The sequence below is a fragment of the Sagittula sp. S175 genome, from assembly GCF_049800975.1.
GTDB lineage: Bacteria > Pseudomonadota > Alphaproteobacteria > Rhodobacterales > Rhodobacteraceae > Sagittula.
This window is the reverse complement of record NZ_JBNAGB010000020.1, coordinates 79,702-93,475: the sequence shown is the minus strand read 5'-3', so window position 1 is coordinate 93,475 and position 13,774 is coordinate 79,702. Positions and strand designations below refer to the sequence as shown.

Below are 13,774 nucleotides of genomic sequence, written 5' to 3'. Positions count from 1 at the left end.
CTGATCCACAATCAGGCGCTCTAACCAACTGAGCTAAGGCGGCACTGGCGGCGATTTACAAACTGCGCCGCGGGATTGCAAGCCGTTACATCGGAATTTTTTCACTCCGCCGGGAACAAGTCAAGCTCCCAGCCCTGCTCCACCACCGGCACGCCGAAACTGACCTTCGGTTCGCTGCGCACCAGCTGCCAGCCGGTCGCCTTGTACAGGGCGCAGGCGGCGCGGTGGCTCTCGTGCGTCCACAGCTCCATCCGCCGATAGCCCGCCGCCCGCGCGAATCCCGTGCACTCGGACAACAGCCGCCTGCCCAGCCCCTTGCCCCGCGCCTCGGGCACCAGGAAGAACAGCCGCAGCTTCGCCACCTCCGGCGCGCCGCCCCTGACGCAGAACACCGACCCCAGCCGCTGCCCGTCCTCTCAGGCGATGAAGGACCGCTCGCAGGCCGGGTCATGCCCCGCCGCGAAGCCTTCGAGAATCTCCCGCACCAAGGCGCCGAAACTGGCGTCGAACCCCTCGTCGCGGGCGTAGTCCAGCGCATGGCGGTCCACAAGCCAGTCCAGATCCCCCGGCGCCATCTGCCTGATCGTGATCATCCGCCCTCCGCTTGCAAAACCCTGTCGCCCCGGATACCCCTGCAGGCCATATCCCCGCAAGCATCGGACCAATCGCCATGGGCATCAACGACGAACAGGACATCGAGGCCAACCTGCAAATCGGCCCCACCGACCAAGGCATGGTGCGGCTGTTCATCTTTGCGGGCGACCTGGAAATCCCGATGGACTTCGACCCCGAGGAAGCCGACGACATCGCCGAGGAACTCCGCGCCGCCGCCGAAACCGCGCGCAACATGTCCCAGGGCAAGAAAAAGCGCTGACCGAATTCGCCTGCCTGCGGCAGGTGACCCGTTCGAGGTATGTCGCCCGCCGGCGGCACCCCCCCGTGTGTTTTTTTTCGGTGGCCGGGGCCACGCCACCGGCGCGCGGGCTGCGCCCGCGCGCAATGCCCCCACGGTATCGGCAACCGCCATGCCCTCCGGGGCTGCGGCCGACCAATGCCTTACAGTCACCGTGCAAAACCGCCCGATGCTCAACGGAAGCTTGCCACGCTATGCGCGACGGCGCAGCGCTGCCCCACACCCACCTTTGGTTTTGTCATGCCTTGCATGACAGCGGGGGCTCTGCCCCCACACCCCCGAGGGTATTTGGATCAAGATGAAGGGCAGGAACGCGCCCTGCTTCATCTTGATCCAAATACCCTCGGGGTCCGGGGCAGCGCCCCGGTCCGGCCCTGTCGTGTCTCACCCCCAGTGAAGGCCCGCGCCCGGGTCCCGCAAGGCCTGCAACCGGCGAGCGGCGTGAACGGCGAATTTCTGCAGCATCTTCTTGCGCCGCGCGGGCGTGAGCTTTGTCTCGGGCGACATGCGCAGGATTTCCGCGTCATAGCTGTCGGCGATGATCAGCCCCGTGCCCTCGGGCAGCAGATCTGTCGGAAAGGCCTCGTCCACCGCCCAGAAATAGCGGTCGCACCATTCTAGGTAGCCCTGCCACTTGGCATCGCCCAAGAAATCCGCGCGCGAGGACTTGCATTCGACGACCCACAGCTCGCCCTTGGGTCCCAGCGCCATGACGTCCACCCGCAAACCCCTGTCCGGCACGAATTCCTCGATCACCGCGAACCCGTGCGAGGCAAGGTGACGACAGACGCCCCGCGCAAGCAGCTGGCCGGGCAGAAGCGTGGGGTCCATTGGGGCAACGGGGGGGGCAACGGGCAAATCCATGCTTATTAGTTATGAACGTTACGTGAACAAATGCAACCAGCCCCCCGCGACGGTTGCAAAAACCTGCCGAGACCGCATCTTTCAACAACTGCCATTGCGGAGACACGATGCCATCCGATCCCCTGTACCCGTCCCGTGACGAGTCGCTCGACAGCGCCCGTCAGAACGCCCGCGGCGTGCGTTATGCCCGTGAGCTTGAAGGCCATATCACTTGGCTCGACACCTTCTCCGGCACCGCGCTGGGGGTCCTGTCGGTGGCCTCGGGCATCTACACCTACCTCGGTGTGTCCTCGCTCCTGGACGAGAATGGCGCCATGTCGGTCTTTGCCGCCATCGCCTATTCCACCGCTGTCTCGGTGGGCATCTTCGTCTTCTGGTCCTACCTCATGCGCCTCTTTCCCGCCGTCCGCACCAACCGCGCACGCGGTGGATTGCTGGCCGCCATGGGGCTGGGTTCGCTGGCCATCGTCGCCATGTCGTCGTGGCTGAACGCTGCCGCGCTGGCCGGATCGGCAGCGGTGGAACAGCACCTCGCCAAGACCGTGCAGGACTATCAGGTCGCTTTGGAGCGCGCCCACGAGATCGCCCTGACGGGCCAAGCGCTGGAGCGCGACGTTTCCCGCACCCGCCAGTCCTTCGAGGATCTGTCTCAGCAGGAGGCCGAAGGCTCGCTCTCCGGTCTTGCCGGGCGCGGGGCCGTCTTCCGCGTGCTGCGCCAGAAAGCCGCCGAACTGACCGCGCTGGAAACCCAGATCGCCGCCCAGACGCCGCTGGTCGAGAATGCCTTTACCGAGGGCAACACCATCCTGTCGCGGATGCGTGCCCTCACCGTCGAACCGGGCAATGTCGAGGCGCGCTCGGTCGAATTCTCCGAGGCCGCCGTACGCCTGCAAGGCCTCATCACCCAGTTGCGCCAACTGTCGGTGGCGCCCTTGGTGGAACGCGCCGCGCAGGATCTGGCGGAATCCGTGGTGCTGCCGGAACTGGACAGCTCCACCGCCGCCGGGCGGGCGGACCAGTCGGCGACCATCACCTCTGTGCTCGAAGTCTTGGGCCAACGCGCCGCAACGCTGGAACGCGCTGCGCAGGCCGTGCAATCGCTGGAGCAGCCGACCGACGTGACCTACACGCCGGTCTCCTCTGCCGACGCCGTCATCCTTTATGCACGCAACTTCGTGCCCTCCTGGGCCGGGGCCATCGCCATCGACCTGCTGCCCGCCGTTCTAGTTTTCATCCTCGCGATCACCCATGGCGCGATCCGCAACGGACGCGACGGCAGCGGCATCGAGGACACCATGACGCTGGCCGAACTGCGCGCCGCCGTGGTCGCCCTGCGCGATGTCGAGGGGCTGGCGCACCTGCCGCCCGCCGCCCCCCGCCCGACCATGGACCCGCCCCAAGAGCCCGCGACGCGCCGGGAGGCGGCCGAATGAGGACGTCCGAGGCCTGCACAGAGGGGGCTCTGCCCCCATCGCGCTGGCGCGCGACTCCCCCGCGGTATTTTCGTCAAGATGAAGCCAGGGGCCGCGGCGCCCCGGACCGGCGGAGCGTTGCATGAGCGCGGGTGACCAGAGCGCGCGGCCAATCGCCCGCACCCTCTCTGCCGTCCTGATCTTTCAACTGGGGATCGGCGCGCTGCTGATCCTCGGCGACATGCGCGCCGGGTCGCTGTCGCTGCCCTTCTCCTCCCCCGACGCGCCGCGCCTGTCCGAACCCGTCCGCCCCGGCGACCAGCGCCGCCTCTACCAGCCGACGCGCGACCGCCCGACCGTGCAGCCCGCCCGCGACCCGGGCGATCTGCCCGACCGCCTGACCCTGACCTTCGAGGACGCGCAATGGCGGCTCGAAGGCGCGATCACCCCCGGCGACGCCGCCCGCCTGATCCCGCAGATCGACCGCGCCGATCCGCCCGTGGATACCCTGCTGCTGCAATCCCCCGGAGGCTCCGTCCAGGACGCGCTCGACCTCGGTCGCCACCTGCGCGACCGCGGCATCGCCACCTCCGTGCTCGCGGGCGAGATCTGCTACTCCGCCTGCCCCTACCTCTTTGCCGGCGGCACGACCCGCAGCGCCGAACCCGGCGCCTCCATCGGCGTCCACCAGCATTCCTTCGGCGAGAACACCCTCCTGCCCGCCTTCACCGCCATCGACGACATCCAGCGCGGGCAGGCCGAGGTCATGACCTACCTCGACGACATGGGCCTCGACGTGCGCCTCATGCGCCACGCCCTCGCCACTCCTGCCGACGAAATCTACATCCTCCTCCCCGAAGAACTCGAGCGATACAAATTCGTCACGAAACCCGACAGCTGACCCCTTGCCAGCCGCCCCTGCCCGCCTTACCTCACTCCACGGCGGGTTTCTGTCCTTCGCGTGAACAGGGTACATTCCGGTGGCCTTAAGCAAATCCGAGGGAGCTGGCTCTGACTTGGCCCTGGCCCTGTTACCTGGCGCCCACCTGTATATACAGGTCCTCGGGAATGCAGTCCCACACGGTTGCGATGGTTCCCGCCGCTAAAGCCTGCAGGGCTTTAGCGGCAGCCGGAAAAGTGGCCTTTCCACAGGAAAGGCTCACGACCGGCACCTCTCCATTTCAGAACACGTCTTCAGAACACATCCACCAACTGCACGCCAAAGGGTCGGTGGGGTGAGCACTGGTCCGCCTCAGGCGGCTGACTGTCCGGGGGACAGTCAGAAGTGCGAACGGGCGAAGCCCCGAGCACTTGGCCGCAGGCCAACACTCCAGACCCCGGCCCGACCACGACCCGCCCAAATTCAAACCTTCCGCAGAACGTCTCGCTTCACGGCCTCCGCCGTCACCCGCACCGGCTCCCCGGTCACGCGCGGCTGACGCTTGCCGCCACCCGGAGTGTCATCCTCCGCCATCCGCATGATGGAAATCGCGAACTGCACGCCTGCAAAGACGATCCCGTTGGCAAAGAACAGCATCGCTACCGCGATCCACCCCACGGGCGAGGTGCTCACGAGATGCCAGAGGTTCGCCACGTTGTAGAACAACAGCGCCCCGACAAAGAGCGCCGACAAACCGAACCCGGCCAGCACCTGCACGATGTACAAACGGATCAACTGCGGCATCTCACGCCCTCCATACATTCACCATTCAAGATACATCGCCCCGCACCAAAGACAACCCCGCGCCTTGCCGCACCCGACGGTACACACCTTACCCTAACGAAAGCCAAAGGCGATCCCGTAGGGTGCGTGCTCTGCACGCACCGCGCCCGCGCAAAACCTGCGCGTTAACCGAAACTGACGCAACGTCATCCGAAACAGGTTAACAACCGGCCGGTTTACCCCCGGTTTCCGGCCGGTTCTGCCCTTAACACCCGTTCACACAGCTTGCTGTCCCGGTAACCCGTTGTGCCGAACCCGAAGCCAAAATCTACATCCGGGGCCCCAAAGCAGAGCGCGCGGCGGGTTAACCCCACCGCGCGCTGCGTTAAACCTGCGATCTGTTAACCCAAGGGTTAAAACGCCTCGGGTCTTGCCTCGCTCAGAAAGCTTCCGGCTTCGCCTCTCTGGCCATATGATCCAGCACCGCATTGACGAATTTCGCCTCTTTCCCGTCCGGGAAAAAGGCGCCTGCCACGTCGACATATTCCACGATCACCACCTTCGGCGGCGTGTCCGTCGCGACGAATTCCGCCCCCGCCGCGCGGAACAGCGCGCGCAGAACCGGGTCGATGCGCGCTATGGGCCACTTCGCCACAAGGGCGCGGTCGGTCATCTGGTCGACCTTCGCCTGCCAGCGCACGGCCTCTTCCAACACCTTGGAAAACAACTCCAAATCGCCGTCGATGTATTCGTCGCCCTCTTCGGTCACCATGCCGAAACGGTGGTTGACGAACTCGGCCCGGACCTTGTCCAACCCCTGTTCGCCCACTTCCATCTGGTACAGCGCCTGCACCGCATAGAGCCGCGAGGCCGAGCGCATCTTGCGCTTCTGGTTGCCCGAAAGCACCTTCGGCGACCGCGGTGCCGCGTCTTCCATTCCTGTTTCTTCGGTCATGCAACCGATCCCTTTCCCTCACCGGCCATGAGCGTGTCGTCGCCCATCGGCTTGAAGCCCACGCCCTTGCGTTGGCTTCCGAATTTCCGTGCGATTGCAATCAGATGCAGGGCCGCAGCCGCCGCGCCGCCGCCCTTGTTCTGACCGTCCGAATCGGCGCGCACCGCCGCCTGATCGTAGTTTTCCACCGTGAGGATGCCGTTACCGATGCACAGCCCCTGCAATCCCAACATGGTCAACGCCCGCGACGAGTCATTGCAGACCGTGTCGTAATGCGTTGTTTCTCCACGAATAACGCAGCCCAAGGCGACGTATCCGTCAAAGTTCGACAGCCGCTCGGCGATGCCGATGGCGGTCGGGACCTCCAGCGCGCCGGGCACTTCGATGATCTCGTGCCAACCGCCCACGGCCTCGACCTCGGCGATTGCGCCCTTGACCAGCTGGTCAGCGATGTCCTTGTAGTAGGGCGCGACCACGATGGCGATCTTCACCGGCTTGTCGAATTCGGCACGCGGCAGCGTGTAATGCGTCTCGTTCGATGCCATCAGCCCAGCTCCGATATCTTGCGGGTTTCAACGATTTCAAGGCCATAAGCCTCGAGCCCCACCACCTTGGGCTTGGGCGAATTGGTCAGCAGCACGAGCTGCGACACGCCCAGAGACGACAGGATCTGCGCCCCCAAACCGTATTGCCGCAGGGTCTGCGGTGACACGTCCGCCCCCACGTTCAGCCGCGCCGAGGTGTCGCGCAGCAGCACCACCACGCCGCGCCCTTCGTCGGCCACAGCCTGCATGGCCAAGCGAAATTCATCCGCGCGCCCCTTGGCGCCAGTACCCACAACATCGAGCATCGGGTCCAGCGCGTGCATCCGCACCAGCACCGGGGAGTCACCGGAAACATCGCCTTTTATCAGTACGATATGCTCGTCGCCATGGGTCTCGTCGGTGTAGATCCGCATGGTCCATTCACCGCCGAACTCGGACTGGATGACCTCTTCGGTGCGCACCTTCACGAGGTTGTCGTGCCGGCGGCGATACTTGATGAGGTCGGAAATCGTGCCGATTTTCAGCCCATGCTTCTGGCCAAAGGCGATCAGCTCCGGCAGGCGGGCCATCGTGCCATCGTCGTTAATGACTTCGCAAATGACCCCCGAAGGGTTCAACCCCGCCAACCGCGACACATCCACCGCCGCCTCCGTATGCCCCGCGCGCACCAGCACGCCGCCCCGCTTGGCGCGCAGCGGGAACACATGCCCTGGCGTCGCGATGTCCTGCGGCCCCTTCGAAGCGTCGATGGCCACTTGCACCGTCCGCGCCCGGTCGGCGGCCGAGATGCCCGTGGTCACCCCCTCGCGCGCCTCGATCGAGGTGGTAAAGGCCGTTTCATGACGCGACGAGTTGTTCGTCGACATCAGGGAAAGCCCAAGCTCTTCAATACGTTCCGGCGCCAAAGCCAGGCAGATCAAGCCACGCCCGTACAAAGCCATGAAGTTGATCACATCCGGGGTCGCCCATTGCGCCGGGATCACCAGGTCGCCCTCGTTCTCGCGGTCCTCGTGGTCGACAAGGATGAACATGCGCCCATTGCGGGCATCGTCGACGATCTCCTCGACCGAGGAAATCGCGTCGCGCCAGTTGCGTTCCACCTGGCCTGGGTTCTCGTAATCGATCATGGCGCCTCGCCTCTGTGTCATTCGGCGGGATACGCCAGAGCGGCGGCAAAGGCCAGAGCCTCGACCGCCGCCGTCAACGCGGGCCACGATTTTTCGCAGAAAAATCGCGCCCCCGCGCGATCAGAACAGCACCACGGCCCCTTCGCGGCCCGCATCGGTCGCCGTGTAGGTGCAACTTTGCGCCAGCACCCCGTCCGGACGGTGCAGGGTGATCGTGCCACCTCGGTTGCGCAGCACTCCGTCGTTGCGCGGCACGGTAAAGCGGAACACCTCTCCCGGCGCAACATCGCGCGCCGCCAGGGTAAAGCGCGTGCCGTTGGGTGCCGTCACGGTCCACCCCAGCAGGTTCCAGGTCTGGTCCGAGGTGTTGATGATCTGCAGGAACTCGCGCCCGCCCTCCGGGTTCACCGGGTTGATCATGGCCGCGATGATGTGGAACGGCTCGAGCGCCAGCACATCCCGTCCATCCCCGCCATGCAGGATGTCGGACCCACCCGGGCCGACCAGCGTCTCCTGCAGCTCGCCTGGCAAAAGCGTATCCTGCACGCCCCCCGGCGTCAGGGTGTCCCCGCCGATATCGATGGTGTCCTCGCCGCCTTCGACGATGTCGATCACATGCGCCTTCACGAAGCGCGGAAAGAACGTCCGGATGCCGCGCGCATGGTCCAGCCGGTGCAGGTCCAGCTGATATTCCGCCCCGTTGATCACCGCCATCTTGCCGCTTTCCGTCAGCGCACGGATCAGCCCCAGCGCCATCAGCCCCTCCGGCGAGCAGCCGACGAAGAACCCGCCGATGGGCTTTGTCAGGGTCCGCCCCTGTCCGCCATCGCCGCCCGGCGCGTCCCATTCCATCGACAGCGTCACCACCTCGGGGATCAGAACGCCCTCATGAGGGCGCTCCGCCCTGCCGTAGCGCGGCCCGAGATACAGCAACCGATCCATCCCCGGCACGCCCCCGATCACCGCGCCGCCATCGTCGATCCAGTACTTGTGCCAGTAATGATAGCCGCCGATCTTCGTCGCCCCCGAGGCCTACTCGCCGACAAAGACATGCTCGAAGCCCGACGCCTCCTCCTGTCCGCCCGAGCGCCCGATCTCGAACCAGCATTCCCGGATCTTTGCCGCCATGAACGCGCGCGGCACCGGCACGCCGCCGCGCGTCTCAAGCACCTGCCGCGCCAGTTCCATCACCGGCGTGTCCAGCGCGGCCTCGATGAACCGCGTCTCTTCCTCCAGCTCCTGCGGTCGCAGCACCTCGCGGGCGCGGCGTTCCAGTGCGTAGTTGTTCAGCAACTCATTGCACAGCCGGTAGGTCTGCGCTTTGTGCTCGGGGATGACCACCTCGGCCAGTACCCTGAAATCGCGCGACACCGGGCCGTCCGGCTCATTGACCACGACATAGCCGCGCTTGGGGTCCTTAGGCTCGCCGGGCCGCAGCGCGGGCAGGCCATTGCCCGCCATGTCCGCATCCCAGATCTGTTGATAGACGATATCCACTTTGCAAAACCTCCGGCTGAAAAACCATTTTCGACAACACCGGAAGTATAACGCGACTCACCCCAAGCGCCCAAGCGCTGCCCCGCCTGTCACGAAAGTTTCACAGGCGGCGCCGTCACACCTGCAACGTCAGTCGAATATATCCTCGATCAGGTCGAAGGCCTCGGCCCACAGGTCCTTCTTGCGCTTCTTGCGTTTGCGCAAGGTCGCCTCCAGATGGTCGAGCGGCGAATGCACCGCCCGCCGCTTGCCCTTCTTGCCCTCGCGCACGGGCTGGTGCGCGGCGCGGTCCACCGCATCGTTGCGCAGGTTCTTCAGATCATGCAGCGGCGCGCCACAGGCAGAGCAGGCAAGCTCGTGCCTTGCCTTGTCCAGAACCAGCGCGGCGCGGGTGCCGCAATAACAACAGGTGGCGATTTTCGTGTTTGGCATATGTCCCAAATAGGCGTTCCAACCCGACAATTTCAACCGATGGCACGGGCATTTGCGTAGCCCCCATCAGCCCCGTATGGCGTAAAGCCCCACAGCCGCCGCGTTCGACACGTTGAGCGACCCGAAATCCCGCGCAAAGGGGATCTTCACCAGCAGGTCCACCGTCTCGCGCGTCTTTTCCCGCAGACCCGGCCCCTCGGCCCCCAGCACCAGCGCAATCGGCAGGTGGCGCTTGCCCTCGATCGCCTCGTCGATGGTCACCTCCGCCTCGCCATCCAGACCCAGCACCAGATACCCCATCCCCTGCAAGGCCACGATGGTATCCGCGAGGTTCCTCTCGCGCAGGTAGGGCTGGCGTTCCAGCGCGCCGCTGGCGGTCTTGGCCAGCGCGCCCGTCTCGGGCGCCGAATGGTGCCGCGTCCCGATCACCGCCTGCGCGCCGAACACCTCGGCCGAGCGCAGGATCGCCCCCACGTTATGCGGATCGGTCACGCGGTCCAGCAGCACCAGCCGCAGCGCGCCCTCGCCCGCGATCGCCACGTCATCCAGCCGCCCCCAGTCCAGCGGCTTCACCTCCAGCGCGGCGCCCTGGTGTACCGACTGCGGGTCCAGCGGCGCGGCAAACCGGCGCGGGTCGCTGATCTCGGGCTCGATCCCTGCCTCTGCCACCGCATCGGCCAGTTTCTCGGCGGCATTCGGCGTCAGGATCAGCCGCAGCTTTTCGCGTCGCGGGTTCAGCAGCGCGTCGCGCACGGCGTGATGGCCGAACAGCCAGACGGTCTCTGCCGACGAGGCCTTGCGCGCCTGTTCCTTCTCCACCACCCACTTCGGTTTCTTCGCCATTTGCGGCCCCTTTTGCTCTGGCCCCCCTCTTGCCTGCGACCAGATCGGATTCCAAGAATTTTTCTTGTTGACGCCCCCCGAGGGCGGCTGTAATCAGCGCCCCACGCTCCGAGGCAACACGCTTCGGAACGCACGGTGGGCGACAGGCCGCAAGGTGTGGCAGGGGACTGTAACTCCCTCGCGGAGACGCACGCCTGGTTCGATTCCAGGGTCGCCCACCATCTTCTCTCAGCTTTCAGACTGACTGCAACGATGGTGCTGCCGTGCCTGCCGTTCCCCTGACGCCGACCGCCCTGCGGTTCGCGGAACCACTGTCAGAATCCGTCAGGACAAGCGCCGATGCACATGCCACATGCACAATTGTAGATTGTGAGGGCGCGCGAATCCCGCCACGACTGCCTTCAGGACATGATCCGCAAAAGGAGTCTCTCATGAACAGACGCGCATTCCTCTCCTCCTCCCTTCTGGCCACGCTTGGCGCGGCCTCCGGCCTCCGGGTCGCCCCTGCGCTGGCGCAATCCGGTACGCCGGGCCTTGCCGTCGCGCAAAGCTTCCCCGTCGGTGCCGCCACCGTCACCGCCTTTTCCGACGGCTTCCTGCCGATCACGGCAGATGCGCTGGCAGGCATCACCCCCGAGGACTTCAAGGCCCTCCTTCAGGCCGCCTACATCGACGGCGCTTCAAACCCCACCGGGGTGAACGCCTACATGATCGAGTTGGGCGACCAGCGGGTCATGATCGACACCGGCACCGGCAGCCTGATGGGGCCGGGTTTGGGTCAGCTGGGCGCGAACATGGCGGCCTTTGGCGTCGATCCCGCCAGCATCACCCGCGTCATCGCCACGCACCTGCACCCCGACCATATCGGCGGCGTGTTGATGCCCGATGGCAATCCCTTTGCGCAGGCCGGTCTGGTGGTCAGCCAGCCCGAGATCGACTTCTGGCAGAGTGACGACATGATGAACGGCGCGCCCGAGCAGTTCCGCCCCTTCTTCCAGCAGGCGCGCGACGCGGTCACGGCCTTTGGCGAGCGGGTCGAGGTGGTGGCCGAAGGCGCCGACCTTGGCCAAGGCCTGTCCTTGGTGCCTCTGCCGGGGCACACGATGGGCCACAGCGGTGTGCGGCTGGAATCCGAGGGCCAGAGTCTGCTGATCTGGGGCGACATCGTGCATGTCGCGCCGGTGCAGTTCGCCCGCCCTGACGTGACCATCATGTTCGACGCCGTGCCCGAGATGGCCGCCGAAAGCCGCGCGCGCATCATGGCCGAAGTGGCCGAGGACCGCACCATGGTCGCCGGGATGCACCTGTCCTTCCCGGGCTATGGACACGTCGAGGCCGCGACCGAAGGTTACCGCTTCGTGCCCGCGGCCTATCCCTACGGCTGAATTGGTCGCGCGGGGGTCAGCCCCCGCGCCGCCCCGTCACGACGCTGACGGCAAAGAGCACGGCCGCCGCGCAGACGACGCTTGGCCCGGCGGGCGTGTCCAACACCCAGGCGGCCCAAAGCCCGCCCAGCGCCGCCAGCACACCCAGCGCCGCCGTGCCCGCCAGCATCCCCTCGGGCGTGCGCGACCATGGCCGCGCCGCCGCTGCCGGGATGATCAGGAGCGCACCGATCAGCAGCGCACCCACCACCTTCAGCGCCACGGCCACCACCAGCGCCAAGGCCAGCATCAGGATCAGCCGTTCGCGCCTTGGGTCGATGCCTGCGGCCCATGCCAGATCCTCGGACACGGTGGACGTCACCAGCGCCTGCCAGCGCGACAGGATCAGCGCCGCCACCACCGCGCCGCCGCCCCAGATCACCACAAGGTCCGCCTTGGTCACCGCGAGGATATCGCCGAACAAATAGGTTTCGAGGTCCAGCCGCGGCCCCTGCACAAAGCTCACCGCCACGAGTCCAAAGGCCAGCGCTCCATGCGCCGCCACACCCAGCACCATGTCCGCCCCATGACCACGCCCGGCAAGTCGCGCCACCACCAGCGCCATGACCAGCGCCACCACCAGCGTCCCGGCAAAGATCGGCACCGAGGCGGCCAGCGCCAGCGCCACGCCCAGCACGGCGGCATGGGCCGTGGCATCGCCGAAATAGGCCATCCGCCGCCAGACGACGAACACGCCCAAGGGCGCGGCGGCAAGCGCCGCACCGACCGCTGCCAGCACCGCCCGGACAAGGAAATCATCCAGCATCAGGCGGTCTCCTCATGCTGGTGGTCATGCTGGTGATCGTGCGCGTGGTCATGATCGCAGCCCGCGTCATGCCCCATGTCGTGCCCCGTATCATGCCTGTGCGAATGCTCGTGACGATACAGCGCCAGCGCGCCCCCCGTCCCGGTGCCGAACAGCGCGCGGTATTCCTCCGCCTGCGCCACCACCTCAGGGTGCCCCTCACAGCAGATATGCCCGTTCACACAGACCACCCGGTCCGAGGCGCTCATCACCACATGCAACTCGTGGCTCACCATCAGCACCGCACAGCCAAGGTGGTTCCGCACCTCCTCCAGCCGCTGGTAGAACGCCGCCTGCCCCGGCTGGTCCAGCCCGGTGGTCGGTTCGTCGAGGATCAACAACTCAGGCCGGTCCAGCAACGCCCGCGCCAGAAGCACCCGCTGGAACTGCCCGCCGGACAGCGCCGTCAGCGGACGCTCCTCCAACCCCTCCGCCCCGGCCTCGGCCAGCGCCATATGCCGCGCATCAGCGGACACCCGGCGCGGCAGGTTCAGGAACCGCCCCACGCTCATAGGCATCGACGGGTCCAGCCGCAGCCCCTGCGGCACATAGCCCAACCGTAGCCCCGCCTTGCGCCGCACCCCGCCAGACCGTGCGGGCAAGGCCCCGATCAGCGCCTTCAGCAGCGTCGACTTGCCCGACCCGTTCGGGCCGACCACCGTCACAATCTCGCCCGCCGTGATCGAGAAATCCACGTCGCGCAACACGACCCGCTCACCTTGCGCGACCGTCAGCCCCTGCGCCGCGATCAGCGCCCCGGACGCTGTCGTCACGCGGCGGTGTCCTGGCACGCCGGGCACAGCCCCTCGGCCTCGATCGCCACGCGCTCCACCTCGAACCCCACCTCGCTGGCGATGTTGCGCAGCACGCGTCCGGCACGCCAGGCCGGCGTCTCGGCCACGGTCGAACACTTGCGGCAGATCAGGAAGGTCGGCGCGTGGTCCTCGGTCGGCGCGGCGCAGGCGATGAAGGCATTCAGCCGCTCGATGCGATGCGCAAAGCCATTGGTCACAAGGAAATCCAGCGCCCGGTACGCCACCGGCGGCTGCGATCCCAGCCCTTCCGAGCGCAGAACATCCAGCACCTCGTAGGCCCCCATGGCGCGATGCCGGTCCAGCAGGATCTCCAGCACGCGACGCCGCACCGGCGTCAGCTGCAAACCCTTCTCGCTGCACAGCGTCACCGCCGCCTCGATGCCCTCGTTGATGCACGTCCCGTGATCGTGCGCCTCGAACCCCTTGATCTCCATGCGTGACCGCTCCGTCTTTTTCGACTTGATATGTTATCCTGTAAC

At 66.3% G+C, this 13,774-nt stretch carries 18 protein-coding genes, 1 tRNA gene and 1 other RNA gene; 6 read left to right on the top strand and 14 right to left on the bottom strand.

Annotated elements, in window-relative coordinates:
* Window positions 1-101: 101 nt before the first annotated feature.
* Together ACP16H_RS20340 and ACP16H_RS20335 are read right to left on the bottom strand one after the other, a co-directional pair.
* Entirely contained in the window at window positions 102-401 is a 300-nt protein-coding gene (locus ACP16H_RS20340) for a GNAT family N-acetyltransferase (RefSeq protein ID WP_425072728.1), read from the bottom strand.
* 15 nt (window positions 402-416) lie between these two features.
* Complete coding sequence (locus tag ACP16H_RS20335; RefSeq protein ID WP_425072475.1) at window positions 417-593, bottom strand: hypothetical protein; 177 nt, start codon at window positions 591-593, stop codon at window positions 417-419.
* 77 nt (window positions 594-670) lie between these two features.
* On the opposite strand from ACP16H_RS20335, the gene ACP16H_RS20330 reads away from it, so the two are divergent.
* Window positions 671-874: a DUF6324 family protein gene (locus tag ACP16H_RS20330; protein ID WP_425072474.1), complete on the top strand. Its 204-nt coding sequence runs from the start codon at window positions 671-673 to the stop codon at window positions 872-874.
* 423 nt (window positions 875-1,297) lie between these two features.
* Here ACP16H_RS20330 and ACP16H_RS20325 read toward each other — a convergent pair whose 3' ends face one another.
* Window positions 1,298-1,744, bottom strand: coding sequence for an MmcB family DNA repair protein (locus tag ACP16H_RS20325; protein ID WP_425074071.1), 447 nt, complete (start codon window positions 1,742-1,744; stop codon window positions 1,298-1,300).
* A gap of 140 nt (window positions 1,745-1,884) precedes the next feature.
* Between ACP16H_RS20325 and ACP16H_RS20320 the strand changes: the two genes are divergently transcribed.
* From ACP16H_RS20320 to ssrS, 3 genes are all read left to right on the top strand, one after another.
* Entirely contained in the window at window positions 1,885-3,210 is a 1,326-nt protein-coding gene (locus tag ACP16H_RS20320) for a hypothetical protein (RefSeq protein WP_425074070.1), read from the top strand.
* A gap of 121 nt (window positions 3,211-3,331) precedes the next feature.
* Entirely contained in the window at window positions 3,332-4,090 is a 759-nt protein-coding gene (locus ACP16H_RS20315) for a hypothetical protein (RefSeq protein WP_425074069.1), read from the top strand.
* Between the two features lie 43 nt (window positions 4,091-4,133).
* A non-coding RNA gene (gene ssrS / locus ACP16H_RS20310) (6S RNA) lies at window positions 4,134-4,289 on the top strand.
* Between the two features lie 263 nt (window positions 4,290-4,552).
* Here ssrS and ACP16H_RS20305 read toward each other — a convergent pair.
* From ACP16H_RS20305 to rlmB, 8 genes are all read right to left on the bottom strand, one after another.
* The gene (locus tag ACP16H_RS20305) at window positions 4,553-4,873 is read right to left on the bottom strand and encodes a hypothetical protein (protein WP_425074068.1); all 321 of its coding nucleotides are present in this window, start codon (window positions 4,871-4,873) and stop codon (window positions 4,553-4,555) included.
* A 418-nt stretch (window positions 4,874-5,291) separates the two neighbouring features.
* Entirely contained in the window at window positions 5,292-5,789 is a 498-nt protein-coding gene (gene nusB, locus ACP16H_RS20300) for a transcription antitermination factor NusB (RefSeq protein ID WP_425074075.1), read from the bottom strand.
* A gap of 14 nt (window positions 5,790-5,803) precedes the next feature.
* Window positions 5,804-6,352 carry a 6,7-dimethyl-8-ribityllumazine synthase gene (locus tag ACP16H_RS20295; protein WP_425074067.1) on the bottom strand — a complete coding sequence of 183 codons (549 nt, stop codon included), beginning with the start codon at window positions 6,350-6,352 and terminating at the stop codon, window positions 5,804-5,806.
* The gene (gene ribB / locus ACP16H_RS20290) at window positions 6,352-7,479 is read right to left on the bottom strand and encodes a 3,4-dihydroxy-2-butanone-4-phosphate synthase (protein ID WP_425074066.1); all 1,128 of its coding nucleotides are present in this window, start codon (window positions 7,477-7,479) and stop codon (window positions 6,352-6,354) included. The genes ACP16H_RS20295 and ribB overlap by 1 nt, the downstream gene beginning before the upstream one ends.
* A 120-nt stretch (window positions 7,480-7,599) precedes the next feature.
* Window positions 7,600-8,421 carry a hypothetical protein gene (locus ACP16H_RS20285; protein WP_425074065.1) on the bottom strand — a complete coding sequence of 274 codons (822 nt, stop codon included), beginning with the start codon at window positions 8,419-8,421 and terminating at the stop codon, window positions 7,600-7,602.
* A 90-nt stretch (window positions 8,422-8,511) separates the two neighbouring features.
* On the bottom strand, window positions 8,512-8,976 hold the full coding sequence (locus ACP16H_RS20280; protein WP_425074064.1) for a hypothetical protein: 465 nt from the start codon (window positions 8,974-8,976) through the stop codon (window positions 8,512-8,514).
* 129 nt (window positions 8,977-9,105) lie between these two features.
* Window positions 9,106-9,408, bottom strand: coding sequence for a hypothetical protein (locus ACP16H_RS20275; RefSeq protein WP_425074063.1), 303 nt, complete (start codon window positions 9,406-9,408; stop codon window positions 9,106-9,108).
* Window positions 9,409-9,474: 66 nt separating this feature from the next.
* Entirely contained in the window at window positions 9,475-10,251 is a 777-nt protein-coding gene (rlmB, locus tag ACP16H_RS20270) for a 23S rRNA (guanosine(2251)-2'-O)-methyltransferase RlmB (RefSeq protein WP_425074062.1), read from the bottom strand.
* Window positions 10,252-10,388: 137 nt separating this feature from the next.
* Here rlmB and ACP16H_RS20265 point away from each other — a divergent pair.
* Both ACP16H_RS20265 and ACP16H_RS20260 read left to right on the top strand, forming a co-directional pair.
* Window positions 10,389-10,472 (top strand) — tRNA-Tyr (locus ACP16H_RS20265).
* Between the two features lie 210 nt (window positions 10,473-10,682).
* Window positions 10,683-11,636, top strand: a complete 954-nt coding sequence (locus ACP16H_RS20260) for an MBL fold metallo-hydrolase (protein WP_425074061.1) — start codon at window positions 10,683-10,685, stop codon at window positions 11,634-11,636.
* 16 nt (window positions 11,637-11,652) lie between these two features.
* Here ACP16H_RS20260 and ACP16H_RS20255 read toward each other — a convergent pair whose 3' ends face one another.
* The 3 genes from ACP16H_RS20255 to ACP16H_RS20245 are packed head-to-tail and all read right to left on the bottom strand — an operon-like array spanning window position 11,653 to window position 13,729.
* Window positions 11,653-12,441, bottom strand: coding sequence for a metal ABC transporter permease (locus ACP16H_RS20255; RefSeq protein WP_425074060.1), 789 nt, complete (start codon window positions 12,439-12,441; stop codon window positions 11,653-11,655).
* Window positions 12,441-13,253, bottom strand: a complete 813-nt coding sequence (locus ACP16H_RS20250) for an ATP-binding cassette domain-containing protein (RefSeq protein WP_425074059.1) — start codon at window positions 13,251-13,253, stop codon at window positions 12,441-12,443. The genes ACP16H_RS20255 and ACP16H_RS20250 overlap by 1 nt, the downstream gene beginning before the upstream one ends.
* Window positions 13,250-13,729, bottom strand: a complete 480-nt coding sequence (locus ACP16H_RS20245; protein WP_425074058.1) for a Fur family transcriptional regulator — start codon at window positions 13,727-13,729, stop codon at window positions 13,250-13,252. Before ACP16H_RS20245 ends, ACP16H_RS20250 begins: the two co-directional genes overlap by 4 nt.
* Between the last annotated feature and the right edge of the window lie 45 nt (window positions 13,730-13,774).

Bases quoted from the DNA above. Each gene is read 5' to 3' on its own strand.
- ACP16H_RS20335 (WP_425072475.1), bottom strand. From the start codon at position 593: ATGATCACGATCAGGCAGATGGCGCCGGGGGATCTGGACTGGCTTGTG.
- ACP16H_RS20330 (WP_425072474.1), top strand. From the start codon at position 671: ATGGGCATCAACGACGAACAGGACATCGAGGCCAACCTGCAAATCGGC.
- ACP16H_RS20325 (WP_425074071.1), bottom strand. From the start codon at position 1,744: ATGGACCCCACGCTTCTGCCCGGCCAGCTGCTTGCGCGGGGCGTCTGT.
- ACP16H_RS20320 (WP_425074070.1), top strand. From the start codon at position 1,885: ATGCCATCCGATCCCCTGTACCCGTCCCGTGACGAGTCGCTCGACAGC.
- ACP16H_RS20315 (WP_425074069.1), top strand. From the start codon at position 3,332: ATGAGCGCGGGTGACCAGAGCGCGCGGCCAATCGCCCGCACCCTCTCT.
- ACP16H_RS20305 (WP_425074068.1), bottom strand. From the start codon at position 4,873: ATGCCGCAGTTGATCCGTTTGTACATCGTGCAGGTGCTGGCCGGGTTC.
- nusB (WP_425074075.1), bottom strand. From the start codon at position 5,789: ATGGAAGACGCGGCACCGCGGTCGCCGAAGGTGCTTTCGGGCAACCAG.
- ACP16H_RS20295 (WP_425074067.1), bottom strand. From the start codon at position 6,352: ATGGCATCGAACGAGACGCATTACACGCTGCCGCGTGCCGAATTCGAC.
- ribB (WP_425074066.1), bottom strand. From the start codon at position 7,479: ATGATCGATTACGAGAACCCAGGCCAGGTGGAACGCAACTGGCGCGAC.
- ACP16H_RS20285 (WP_425074065.1), bottom strand. From the start codon at position 8,421: ATGGATCGGTTGCTGTATCTCGGGCCGCGCTACGGCAGGGCGGAGCGC.
- ACP16H_RS20275 (WP_425074063.1), bottom strand. From the start codon at position 9,408: ATGCCAAACACGAAAATCGCCACCTGTTGTTATTGCGGCACCCGCGCC.
- rlmB (WP_425074062.1), bottom strand. From the start codon at position 10,251: ATGGCGAAGAAACCGAAGTGGGTGGTGGAGAAGGAACAGGCGCGCAAG.
- ACP16H_RS20260 (WP_425074061.1), top strand. From the start codon at position 10,683: ATGAACAGACGCGCATTCCTCTCCTCCTCCCTTCTGGCCACGCTTGGC.
- ACP16H_RS20255 (WP_425074060.1), bottom strand. From the start codon at position 12,441: ATGCTGGATGATTTCCTTGTCCGGGCGGTGCTGGCAGCGGTCGGTGCG.
- ACP16H_RS20245 (WP_425074058.1), bottom strand. From the start codon at position 13,729: ATGGAGATCAAGGGGTTCGAGGCGCACGATCACGGGACGTGCATCAAC.